This is a genomic window from Halococcus salsus (assembly GCF_009900715.1).
Taxonomy (GTDB): domain Archaea; phylum Halobacteriota; class Halobacteria; order Halobacteriales; family Halococcaceae; genus Halococcus; species Halococcus salsus.
Genome location: NZ_JAAAJC010000001.1, coordinates 458,382 through 469,185 on the forward strand (window position 1 = coordinate 458,382; position 10,804 = coordinate 469,185).

At 68.4% G+C, this 10,804-nt stretch carries 11 protein-coding genes; 2 read left to right on the forward strand and 9 right to left on the reverse strand.

Annotation, left to right across the window (positions count from 1 at the left end):
• From GT355_RS02400 to GT355_RS02430, 7 genes are all read right to left on the reverse strand, one after another.
• On the reverse strand, window positions 1-1,680 hold the full coding sequence (locus tag GT355_RS02400) for an acetate--CoA ligase (protein ID WP_160133165.1): 1,680 nt from the start codon (window positions 1,678-1,680) through the stop codon (window positions 1-3).
• A gap of 67 nt (window positions 1,681-1,747) precedes the next feature.
• Complete coding sequence (gene tpiA, locus GT355_RS02405; protein WP_160133166.1) at window positions 1,748-2,395, reverse strand: triose-phosphate isomerase; 648 nt, start codon at window positions 2,393-2,395, stop codon at window positions 1,748-1,750.
• Window positions 2,396-2,462: 67 nt separating this feature from the next.
• Entirely contained in the window at window positions 2,463-2,990 is a 528-nt protein-coding gene (locus GT355_RS02410) for a multiprotein bridging factor aMBF1 (RefSeq protein ID WP_120070107.1), read from the reverse strand.
• A 50-nt stretch (window positions 2,991-3,040) separates the two neighbouring features.
• Window positions 3,041-3,661, reverse strand: coding sequence for a CDP-alcohol phosphatidyltransferase family protein (locus tag GT355_RS02415; RefSeq protein ID WP_160133167.1), 621 nt, complete (start codon window positions 3,659-3,661; stop codon window positions 3,041-3,043).
• Window positions 3,662-3,680: 19 nt separating this feature from the next.
• Window positions 3,681-4,220: an adenylate kinase family protein gene (locus GT355_RS02420; RefSeq protein ID WP_160133168.1), complete on the reverse strand. Its 540-nt coding sequence runs from the start codon at window positions 4,218-4,220 to the stop codon at window positions 3,681-3,683.
• Entirely contained in the window at window positions 4,217-5,305 is a 1,089-nt protein-coding gene (gene hisC, locus GT355_RS02425) for a histidinol-phosphate transaminase (protein ID WP_160133169.1), read from the reverse strand. Before hisC ends, GT355_RS02420 begins: the two co-directional genes overlap by 4 nt.
• A gap of 71 nt (window positions 5,306-5,376) precedes the next feature.
• Window positions 5,377-6,171 carry a creatininase family protein gene (locus tag GT355_RS02430; RefSeq protein WP_160133170.1) on the reverse strand — a complete coding sequence of 265 codons (795 nt, stop codon included), beginning with the start codon at window positions 6,169-6,171 and terminating at the stop codon, window positions 5,377-5,379.
• Window positions 6,172-6,275: 104 nt separating this feature from the next.
• Between GT355_RS02430 and GT355_RS02435 the strand changes: the two genes are divergently transcribed.
• Window positions 6,276-7,382 (forward strand): aminotransferase class V-fold PLP-dependent enzyme, encoded by a 1,107-nt coding sequence (locus tag GT355_RS02435; RefSeq protein WP_160133171.1) that lies wholly within the window; start codon window positions 6,276-6,278, stop codon window positions 7,380-7,382.
• A gap of 57 nt (window positions 7,383-7,439) precedes the next feature.
• Window positions 7,440-7,565, forward strand: a complete 126-nt coding sequence (locus tag GT355_RS18445) for a hypothetical protein (protein ID WP_255409199.1) — start codon at window positions 7,440-7,442, stop codon at window positions 7,563-7,565.
• A 20-nt stretch (window positions 7,566-7,585) separates the two neighbouring features.
• Here GT355_RS18445 and GT355_RS02440 read toward each other — a convergent pair whose 3' ends face one another.
• On the reverse strand, window positions 7,586-8,356 hold the full coding sequence (locus tag GT355_RS02440; protein WP_160133172.1) for a TrmB family transcriptional regulator: 771 nt from the start codon (window positions 8,354-8,356) through the stop codon (window positions 7,586-7,588).
• Window positions 8,347-10,797, reverse strand: a complete 2,451-nt coding sequence (locus GT355_RS02445; RefSeq protein ID WP_160133173.1) for an efflux RND transporter permease subunit — start codon at window positions 10,795-10,797, stop codon at window positions 8,347-8,349. The genes GT355_RS02440 and GT355_RS02445 overlap by 10 nt, the downstream gene beginning before the upstream one ends.
• Window positions 10,798-10,804: the final 7 nt, after the last annotated feature.

Below are 10,804 nucleotides of genomic sequence, written 5' to 3' on the forward strand. Positions count from 1 at the left end.
TCAGTCGGCGGTCGAGTCGCCCTCGGCCGTGCGATCCCGGAGCTCGGTCCGTCGGATCTTGCCGGTCACGGTCTTCGGGAGGTCGTCGACGAACGTCACCTCGCGGGGGTACTCGTGGGCCGAGAGCTCCTCGCGGACGTGGGTCTTGATCCCCTCGGCGAGGTCGTCGCTCGGGTCGTACCCATCGGCGAGCACGACGTAGGCCTTCACGATGTTGCCGCGCTCGGGGTGGGGTTTGGGCACCACGGCGGCCTCGGCCACTGCGGGATGCTCGCCGAGCGAGGATTCGACCTCGAACGGCCCGATGCGGTAGCCCGACGAGAGGATGACGTCGTCCGCGCGGCCCTCGAACCAGAAGTAGCCGTCCTCGTCCTGATGAGCGAGGTCACCCGAGCGATACCACCGCCCGTCCGAACCCTCGACGAAACAGGCCGCGGTCTTCCCGGGGTTGTTCCAGTACTCGGCGAAGAAGCAGGGGAAATCCCCGCGGTGGGCGATCTCGCCCGTCTCGCCGGGCGGGAGTACCTCGCCGGTCTCGGGGTCGACGATGGCGGAGTCGATCCCGGGGAGGGGTTTACCCATGCTCCCCGGCCGGATCTCCATCGTCGGGTAGTTGTTGATCACCATGTTGCCGGTTTCAGTCTGGCCGTAGGTGTCCAGTATCGTGACTCCGAGCGCGTCCTCGGCCCACTCCACGACCCCCGCCGAGAGCGGCTCGCCGATCGAGAGCGCGTGGCGCAGGTCGAGGTCCGCTTCGTCGAGGACGTCCTCGTTGGCCCGGAGCATCCGGTAGGCCGTCGGGACCGAGAACAGTACTGAAATGGGGTACTCGGCGAGGAGGGTAGCCCACTCTTGCGGACTGAACTCGCCCTCGTAGGCGAACTGACTCGTCCCCCAGAACCACGCCCCGAGGGTGTTGATCGGGCCCGTCAGCCAGCCGAGGTCGGCGGTCGACCAGTAGAGGTCGTCGTCCCGGAGGTCGACCGCGTACCGCTGGGTGGCGGCGACCCCCGCGACCCAGCGGTGTCTGTGGAGCACGCCCTTCGCCAGCCCCGTCGTCCCCGAGGTGTAGTACAGCAGTGCGTCGTCCTCGCCACTGGTCCGCACGGGGTCGTACTCGGTGCTCGCGTCGGCCATCGCACGGTCGTAATCGACGTCGCCCTCTTCGACACCCTCGCCGCGATCGACCGTGACGACCGTCTCCACCGTGGGGGCATCGGCGAGCGCGCGCCCGACCGTCTCGCGGTTTTCGGCGGTCGTCACGACCGCCGTCGCCGCACAGTCGACGAGCCGGTAGGCGATCCCCTCCGGCCCGAAGCGCTCGTTGACCCCGCCGAAGACCGCACCGCGTTTGAGGGTCCCGACGAGCGCGACGTAATGGGCGGGGATCCGGGGGAGGTAGGTGAACACCCGGTCGCCGCGCTCGACGCCCTGATCTTCCAACAAGTTCGCGAACCGGTTCGAGCGCTCGGCGAGGTCGTCGAACGTCAGCGTCTCGCGTTCACCCTCGACGCCGGCGTACTCCAGCGCGACCCGGCCCGACCCGTCCGCGTGGCGGTCGCAGACCTCGTGTGCGATGTTGAGTTCGTCGGGGGCGTCCCAGTCGGCGTCGTCGTAGATATCGGTCCACGAGAACGACTCGCGCGCGGCCTCGTAGTCGGGGAGGTTGTGTGTCGCCATCCCCTCGAACTGGGACGGCCCGCTAATTAGGTGTATCTATCATGTCACTCGTACTCCCACCCCCGAATTACGAGAGGGGTTCGACGAGCCTCGAGAGCGCCGCCCGCGGGTCGTCGGCCTTCGCGACGCCGCTCGCGAGCAGGACGCCCTCGGCACCCAGGTCGCCGGCGGCCGTGAGGTCCTCGCCCGTCGAGACTCCCGCGCCGCAGAGCACGTCCACGGCGTCGTCGACCGCTTCGGCGGCCGCGACCGCGTCCTCGACGATGTCCGGGTCGGCCTGGCTCACCGAGACGTCGCCGCCGATGAGTTCGGGCGGTTCGACCGCCACCGCGTCGGGGCCGAGCGCCGCCGCCGCGCCGACCTGCTCGGGGTTGTTGGCACAGACGACGGTTTCGAGGCCCGCCCGTTCGGCCGCCGCCACCGCGCCGTCGACGTCGGCGAGCTTCAGCCGTTTCTCGGAGTGGTTGATCAGCGTGCCGACCGCGCCCGCGTCCGCGACGGCCTCTGCGAGCGCGCTCCCGGTGTGGCTACCGTGTTCCACAGGGGAAACGTGCTGGGCCCACGTTTCGACCCCCGTCTCCGCGACGCGTTCGAGGTGGGCGGTCTGGGGCGCGACCGCGATACGAACGCCCGACTCTTCGGCGACCTCGTGCGCGACGGTGGCGATCTCGACCGGGTCGGCGGCGTAGGCTTTCAGGTTGACGAGAACGAACATACTAGGTGAACCCGTGCCGCCGATAAAGGTGTTTGCCGATACGTCTCTCGGGGAGGTGTTCGCGACCTCAGGAGTCCTTTCGCTGGACCACGTCGCCGAGGGTGTACGCGCCCGTCGAAGCGCCGCCCTCCCACTCGGTGTCGTCGACGCCGCCCTCGGTGAGGGTGATCTCGAGCCGGCGTTCGAGTTTCGACTGGACCGAGTCGCTCGGGAGGCTCGCACCGCGTTCGAGCTTCCGGATGAGGCTCGCCTTCTCGTTGAGCTCCTTCGCGAGCTCCTCCTGACTCAGCCCGGCGCTCTCGCGTGCCGTCCGGATCTGCTCGTCGTAGTCCTGGACGATCTCGTCCATGTCGTCGAACATGTCGCGCCGCCGGCCGCCGCCCGACCCGCCGGCGCTCGTGGTCGAGCCCGACCCGTTCGACCCCGAGGAGCCACCCGAATCGGTCGAGTACTTCGTGGAGGTCCCGCTCGTGGACTGCTGTTCGACCTCGGTGCCGAAGTCCGCACAGTCCCCACAGACGTCGAGCTCCGCGCCCTCTATCTTCACCGTCTTCGGGGAAGATGTCTCCGTACCGCACATCTCACACTGGACCATACCCCGGCAAAGGGAGCCCGCGTGTATAAACCGTCCGTCGCCGCTCCGGTTCACCGATCGGGTGTCGAAAGCGCCGCGAGCGCGTGGTAGCACCGCTGGATCGCGGTGACGTGGCCGACGACCGCGAGCACCGCGAGCAGCGCGCCGACCAGCGTGACCCCCGCCACCGAGAGGTCGACGACCCCCGAAACGAGCGTGACGAGGCCGATCAGCACGAGCCGGTCGGCGCGCCCGAGGAGCCCCCCGTAGACCCGGTCGAGCCCGACGGCCTGGGCCTGGGTACCGAGATACGAGGTCATGAACACACCCGAGACCGCCACGAGCCCCAGTACCGGTCTGTCGACCCCGAGCGCGAGTCCGATCACGAGCACGATGTCCGCGTATCTATCGAGAACGTGGTCGAGGAAGTCGCCGGCGGGCGAGGCGGTGCCGAGCCGCCGGGCGAGCGCACCGTCGAGGAGGTCGAGCGCGCCGTTGAGCCCTACCAGCACCGCTCCTATGAGATACCACCACGAGTCACCGCCGGCGAGCCAGTAGGCGACGGCCGCCACGGCGGCGAGCACGAACGCGATGGCGCTCACGCCGTTCGGGGTCAGCCCCGCTCTCGCGGCGAGGCCGACGAACGGGTTCAGGAGCCGGTCGGCGGTCGAACGGTACTGGTCGAGGGTCATCGGTGGGTCATGGGTGGGCTCAGGGCTGCTCGGCGAGCGAGTCCACGAACGAGACGGTGCCGGCGCTCGGCTCGCGCTCGCCCGCGACGACGCGCTCGATCTCGGTCGCTACCTCCTCGGGGGTTCGATCGGTCGCGTCGATCTCGTAGACCGAATCGAGGCCGTGGCGCTCGACGGCTTCGGCGAGCACCACGTCGAGGGCCTCGCTCTCCCGATTCTCGGCCACGCTGGCGTCGGACTCGCCGCGCTCGGCCAGCCGCGAGCCGAGGTCGTCGGGATGGCACCGGAGCACGACCACTCGGTCGGCCGGGAGGAGGTGTGCGAGGTGCGATTCGACGAGTTCGGTTCCCTCGGGGTCGCGTTCGTCGAGCCACTCCTCGACCGCGTCGAGGTCGGCGACGAGGCTGTCGCGGGTCTCGTCGGTACTGGTGGAAAAGCCCTCCTCGCGGATGACGTCGTTGAGGTGGACCACGTCGAGCGCCTCCTCAGAACCGTCTTCGAGCCGGCGCGTCGCGGTCGTCTTCCCCGTTCCGGGGGTTCCCGTGATAGCGACTCTCATCCCGTGACCTCGTTCAGAACCGAAACGGCGCGCTCGGTCGATTCGCGGGTACCACAGGTCACACGAACGCACTCGGGGAGACCGAAGCTCGAACAGTCCCGGACGATGACGCCCTCGCGTTTGGCGGCCTCGGCGACCGCGCTCGCGTCCTCGACGTCGACCAGCACGAAGTTCCCCGCGCTGGGGTAGGTGTGGGCGTCGAGCTCCGTCGTCATGTACTCGCGCGACCACTCGACGGTTTCAGTAGTTTTTTCGACGTGTTCGCGGTCGTCGAGCGCGGCGAGACCGGCCCGGCAGGCCAGTGAACTCGCCGCGAACGGGGTGTTCACCCGGGTGTAGGCCTCGGCCCACTCCTCAGGAACGACGGCGTACCCCAGACGGATGCCGGCGAGGCCGTAGGCTTTCGAGAAGGTGCGGAGGACGGCGACGTCGTCGCGGGCGTCCCAACCCTCTCGACCCTCCACGAGCGCGAGCGCGCTCGGGGTGTTCGAAAACTCGCCGTAGGCCTCGTCCACGACCACGAGTGTGTCCTCACCGGTCTCCTCGGCGATGCGTTCGATGTCGGCGAGATCCGCTTCCGTACCGGTGGGGTTGTGCGGGCTGGTGAGGTAGACGATCCGCTCGCCGTCGTACGGATCGAGAACATTCTCCGGAGTTTGAGCGAACCCATCGGCCTTTTCGAGCGTGTAGGTTCGGACCTGCCCGTGGTGGTAGCGTGCGGTCATCGCGTAGTAGGCGAAGCCCGGCTCCGAGACCAGCACGGCGTCGCCGGGGTCGAGGAACGCACGCGAGAGATAATCCAGCGCGCCGTCGCCGCCGTTGGCGAGCCAGACCTGGGGTGAGGCGACGTCCCATCGCTCGGCGATCCGTGCCACGAGGTCGGTGTGGACGGACTTCGGGTAGGTGTGGATCGCGCTCGCGGCGTCGCGGATGGCCTCGACGGCGGCCGGGCTCGGTCCGAACGGGTTCTCGTTCGAGGAGAGTTTGACGATCCCCTCGGGGTCGAGCCCGAGTTCGCGGGCGACCTCCTCGCTCCCCCGACCCGCCGCGTAGACGGCGTGGGCCGAGAGGTCGCGTGGCTGCATACCGGACCCAACGGACGGTGGGGTTTAAGCGTGCTCACACGCCCTCGTGCCGCAACCACCCTTCGGTCGCGCTATCGACCGCTTCCGGGCTGCGGGTCGACGTGGGGCTTCGCCATGAGCGCGTCGAGCGGCTGATCGTCTACCCAGTCGATCAGCTGGACCAACTGGTCGGCCGCGGCCTCGAAGAGCTGTTCGCCTTTCTCGGGGGTGGCATCGGTCTGGTCACCGAGCACGCCGCTCTCGGTGTTGTCGATCGCGTCGTAGAACGTCCGCGAGCCGTGGACCACCATCTCGATCTCGGTGAGGTCCGTGACCCCCTCGTCGCGGGCGCGCTCGAACTCCACTTCGTGGACGAGTTCGGGCGCGATATGCTGGATCATCGCGGTCTCCTTGGGACCGCCGTGGGGGCCGTTGTGCTCGAAGAGGTCGTCGACGAGGTCGGGGATCGAGTCGTTCCACATCCATTCGAGCGCGTAGGCGACCCCGTCGTCGCGGAGCCGACGACCGACTTCCCGGAGGTGGACGATGTTGCCCCCGTGGGCATTGACGAAGATTATCCGGTCGATGCCGTGATAGCTGAGGTTTCGCGAGAGGCTCTCGACGTAGTCCCGGAAGGCGGGCGGGTCGACCCACATGGTGCCGTGGAACTGGCGGTGGTGGGGGCTGACCCCGACGTTCACCGTCGGGGTGCAGAGCACCTCGGCACGGTCGGCGGCCTCGCGAGCGAGTGACTCGGCGATCAGGTGGTCGGTGGCGAGCGGGAGGTGCGGGCCGTGCTGTTCGGTCGATCCCAGGGGGACGACCGCGAGCGATTCGTTCGCGACGTACTCCCCGAGGTCGGGCCACGTCTGGTCTGCGAGGTACACGTGGGAAACCGGGGGTGGCGCGCGCATAACGGTATCCACTCCGGCGAGCGGCAGACGGCGCTCGGCAAGCGAACACCTTCATGTAGGGCGGTCCTCGTTCGTCCATGGACCCGCTCGACCTCCGGGAGGAGATGCCGGCGCTCGACGACGTGACCTACCTCAACACCGGTGCGGCGAGCCCCGTGCCGCGTGCCGTCGTCGAGGCCGCGACCGACGAGATCGAATACCAGTCCTACGCCGCCCCCGCCGGCGAGGGGATGTATCCCGCGCTCTTCGACTCGCTCGAAACCTCGCGCGAGGCCGTCGCGGGCTTCCTCGGGGCCGACCTCGACGAGGTCGCGCTCACCAACTCCACCGCCGACGGCATCAGCCGGATCGCGACCGCGCTTCCCTGGCAGGCGGGCGACGTCGTCGTCAGAACCGACTGCGAGCACTCGGCTGGGATCCTCCCGTGGGAGCGGCTCCGGGACGTCTACGGTGTCGAGGTCCGCGTGCTCGAAACTCACGAGGGACGGGTCGACCTCGACGACGCGAAGACGGTCCTCGACGGGGCCGACCTGCTCTGCCTGAGTTCGATCACCTGGAATTACGGCACCCGGTTCTCGGTCGCGGAACTGACCGACATCGCCCACGACGCCGGTGCGCTGACCCTCGTCGACGCCGTCCAGTCGCCGGGCCAGGTCGACCTCGATATCACCGAGTGGGGTGCGGACTTCGCGGTCGGCGCGGGTCACAAGTGGTGCTGTGGGCCGTGGGGCGCGGGCTTCCTCTACGTCGCCGACGACGCGACCGACGCGCTCGAACCCACGCGGGTGGGCTACCGGAGCGTCGCCGCGCCGGACGACGACGCGTTCGAGTTCGCGCCGGGCGTGCGCCGGCTGGAAGTCGGCACGACCTCGCCCGCGCCGCACGCCGGTCTCCGGGCCGCGCTCGACGCCCTCGAATCGATCGGTCTGTCGACCGTCGAGGACCGTATCGAGCGGCTGACCGACCGGCTGAAGGACGGCCTCGACGACGACCGTCTCCTGAGCCCGCGCGAGTACGAGTCCGGCCTCGTGACCATCGCTGACGACGACCCCGAGGCGACCGTCGAGCGCCTCTCGGAGGCGGGGATCGCGATCCGGTCGCTGCCGTCGCCGGCGGCGCTCCGGGCGTCGGTGCACGTCTTCAACACGGCCGACGACGTCGATACGCTGCTCGACGCGCTGTGAGGGGCGGTGTGAACGGATGACGGTAGTGCTAAAAGGATCGCCTTCAACGATTCGGGCATGAACCTCCCGCGATTCACGACGGTCGGTGGAGCGTATCAGTACATGATGCTACTCCTGCTGGTGCTCGCGCTCGCCTTCACGGTCCTCTTCGGCGCGATGTACTACGGCATCCTCTCGTTCTAACCGCCCCGACGGCCACCGATTCAGCCGTCGAAGAACTCGGTCAACCACTCCTCGAACAGCCCGACGAACACCGACGCGAACCCCGTGTTCGCGCTCCAGATCGCGGTCTCGGTACAGTCCTCGGTGCCCTCGCCACGCACGGCCATCAGAACGGTGTCGCCGTCGACGATCAGGATCCGACTGCTCCGGTCGTCGGGCCCCATCTCGGCCAGGGTCGTGACCGAGGGCGTCACCACCCCCTCGATACCCTCGAACCGCTCGCGGACCGCCGGGGTCGTGCTCACGACGATGGCGGTCCCCGGGAAGCCGTCGAGCGCCGCGACGACCTCGTCGGTGACCAGCCGCTCGTCGTCGGTGCCGAACACCACGCGCCGTTCGGCCTCGCTCGCGAGTCGGACCACCCGGTCGGTGATCGCGTCCCGACCGGTGATGGTCCAGACCTCCTCGCGAGCCTCGTCGTCGTCGACGAGCTCGTTCCGAGCGGTTTCGAGGTAGCCGAACGCGCGTTCCTCGGCGTCGTCGATCCGGGCGCGGAGCCGACGCCGTGCCTCGTCGAGGTCGACCGCGCGGTACTGGATCGGTTCGGCGCGTTGGACGTCTATCAGCCCGCGCTTTTCGAGGTTCTCCGCCGCGCCGTAGACCTGCGAACGCGGGACGTCGGTGACGTCGTCGATGTCGCGGGCCGCCCCACGACCGATCCGCTGGAGCGCGACGAACACCTTCGCCTCGTAGCTCGACAGCCCGAGGCGTTTGAGCGCCGCCACCGCGTCGTCGTGGTCGGTCACGTCCACCGCTCCCAGACCACGATCACCGACGGCGTGAGGAGCATCGAGGTGAGGTAGGCGAAGAAGATCGAGAGCGCCACCACCACCCCGAACTGCCCGAGGATCGGCGTGATCGCGAGCGCGAGCACCCCGATGCCGGTGGTGGTGGTGAGCATGCTCCCGGTGAGCGCCCCGCCCGTGCCCCTGACGGTGTCGTCGAGCGCGACGAAGACGTCCTCGCCCGACTCGTGGTACTCGTCGACGAACCGGTGGACGAAGTGCGAGGAGTAGTCCACCCCGAGCCCGATCGCGATCGAGAGGATCGTCGCGGTGAGCGCGTTGAGCGGGATGCCGAACAGCCGCATCGAGCCCGCGAGCAACGCGACCGAGGTCACGATCGGCACGAGGTTCACGAGCCCGAGCGATGGCCGGCCCTCGATGATGAAGTAGATCACCACGAGGAATATCGCCGTGACGATCAGCGCGGCGACGAGGCTCTGGATCGCCGAGACGAAGATCGCGTCCGTCACCCCCTGCAACACGATCGTCTGTCCCGTGGCGGTCGCGTCGAGCCGATATCGGCCGGCGAGGGTTCGGCCGCTGTTCGAGATCTCGTCCTGCGTGGCGTCGCTCTCGATCGAGTAGACGACCTGGGTACTCCGGTAGTCCTCGGTGATGTAGTTCAGCGCTTGCGCTCGGTAAGGCGACTCCAACAGTGCGTCGTAGACTTCGACGAGGTTGTCGTCGGGCACGCCGTCGCCGTCGACGTCGTTCCTGTCCACGAGCGCTGCGAACGACGACGACTGGTTGGCGTAGTCCCGGATGACGGTGACGATGCTGTCGGTGCTCGCCGTCCGCCCGTTCGTCACGACCGGGTCGGGCGGGTTCTCGTTGGCCCGCTGGATGGACTCGAGCGCGGAGTCGGCGCGGAGATCACCTTCCGCGTAGACCGTCACCGAACTCCCCGACGTGGTAGCGAAGTTGTCCTCGAGGTAGTTCGAGGTCTCCGTGACGGTGTAGGTGCCCGGCGCGAACGGCTCCGGCAGCACCTCTATGTAGCCCGGCACCTCCTCCGGCGGCAGGAAGTCGTCCTGGGAGAAGGTGGTGTCGACGCCCGTCGCGTAGCCCCCTGCGACCACCGAGATCACCAGAGTGAAGACGAGCACGGCGTAGGGTGCGCGCCGGGCGGCCGAAACCCCCACCGTGAGCACGCGCCCGAGGAGGGAGCCCTCGGCCCCGAGCGGAGTGAGCCCGAACTCCGGGATGCCGTACCGGACCCGGAGGTGGTCGCCCCAGACCTTCGCGGCGGGGAGGAAGATACCGAAGATCAGGAAGGTGAAGACGATCCCGACCGCCGCCACCAGCCCGAACTGTCGGATCGGCTGGAGGCTGCTGACGCCGTTGGCGGCGAAGCCGACCACGGTGGTGCCGGTGACGATGAAGAAGGCGACGAACAGCTGGTCGGTCGCGGTCCGCATCGACTCGGTGACCGAGTACTCCTGGACTCGCTCCTCGCGGTAGCGGTTGATGGTGTGTATCCCGAAGTCGATCCCCACCGCGAGCAGGAGGGGCGGCACCGCGATCAGCATCTGGGAGAAGGGCAGCCCGGCGAGGCCGGTGAAGCCGAAGGTCCAGATCACCGCGAACACCAGCGAGACCACCCCGAGCAGCAGGTCGATCGGGTCGCGGTAGGCGAAGATCAGGAACACCAGGATCAGGAGCGCCGCCGCGGGCACCACGATGATCAGCGAATCGAAGATGATGTTGGTGAACTCCGCCGAGACGATCCCGCTGCCGAAGACCGTGATGTCGCTGTCGACGCTCCCCGCCATCGTACGTACGCGGGTCTGGTAGCCGGTCAGCGGGCTACTGCCGCTGGTGCCGGCCGACTCCGAGACCCCGCCCGGCACGTCGTGCGTGATGGTGCCGATCGTGGCCGAGGCCGACGCGGACTGCTCGTTGAAGTCGTTGCTGAGGAGGCTCGTGAACCCCTCGTTCTCGGCGGCGGTCCCGATCGCCGAATCGATCTCCGTTGGCGTGGCGTCCTCGATCGCGTCGATCTGGTCGTCGAGGGTCGTGGCCTCCGGGTCGAGCGTCTGCGCGACGATCGTGGCCGCGCTCGACGTCGAAGCGACCCGGAGGTCGGGATCCCCCTCGGCCCGTTGTTGGAGGGTCAACATCGCGAGCAGCTCGTCCTTCGAGAGCACGTTCGAGCCGCGTTGGATCAGTTGGGTGCTACCGTTGGACTCGGAGAACGTCGGCGAGAACTCCTCGTTGACGTTGTCGAGGGCGGTCTGGGCCGGGCTGTCGTCGGTGAACTGGCTCGTCCCCGAACTCGTCGAGATGTTCGTCATCCCGACCGCGAACACCGCCGTCAGCACGACGAACAGGACCACGACCGTCCGGGGTCGTTCGGTGATCCACTCGTCGGCCCAGTCGATGAGGCGCTGGTAGTCGAAGTCGGCCATCAGTGCT